Annotated in this window: 1 protein-coding gene; it reads right to left on the reverse strand. The window is 63.2% G+C overall.

What is annotated here, in order from left to right; translation table 11 throughout:
- Positions 1–491 (reverse strand): reverse transcriptase N-terminal domain-containing protein (locus KME75_RS42080; RefSeq protein ID WP_308283542.1); only part of this gene is annotated, 491 nt, incomplete at its 3' end.
- Positions 492–790: the final 299 nt, after the last annotated feature.

The raw sequence follows: 790 nt of genomic DNA on the forward strand, positions 1-790 counted from the left end.
TCGCAGTCGGAGCCATCCGGCTCACCGGTCGACGCGACATCACCGAGACAACCCGAGAAGCCGCCCGGAACATGACCCGCCCCTTCAAGATCCTCAAACTCACATGACGATCTTGAAACGACCGTGGTCTGCTGGCAGAGCCAGTCGACCAACGCGGCCTTGCCGACCGAGGTCGTGATGACCCTTCGGTCGATACCCGCGGTCTTGCGGCCAGCGTTGTCCTCGGTGACGCGCCGCACGCTCAGCAGCGTGTTGGCGCGTGACCGGAGCATCCACTTCTGCAGGTTGCGGACCTTCTTGAGGTCCCCTGCCTGGCTCGCCGTGAAGATCCTCTGCCGCAGACGTCGTACGTCGTCCTCGACCGCACGCCAGGAGATGGCGTCCCAGTCCAAGACCTCGCCCGCAGGTCCGTTCACATTGGCTGTCGTATTGACCGCCGCGGTGTCCAACTTGCCCTCCGGTTCCGACCTCGTCATCACAGGTTCGTTCACAGGCTCACCTGGTCCACGTCAGCTCCCTTGCGGGCCGAGCACAACGTCTCGTATCCGGCCAGTTATCCACAGACGATCAGCGGAGGAGCTGACCACGCGTGTCTCGGTTTCCTGCTGCCTTTCGGCCGCCGGCCTTCGCTTTTTGGACCATCCTGTCCCGCTGGGGATATCCGGGTCTTCGATCTTGGCCGGGCAACGACCGTTTCGACCTGGCTCGCCGGTGACGTTCTGTAGTTGCCCTTGGGTGGGGTGACCCTGGTGTGAGGTGCCCGCAGCTCTTCGTGATCATGACTGTTGCT

Origin of the sequence: Pseudonocardia nigra, assembly GCF_019396355.1 — a bacterium.
Lineage (GTDB): Bacteria > Actinomycetota > Actinomycetes > Mycobacteriales > Pseudonocardiaceae > Pseudonocardia > Pseudonocardia nigra.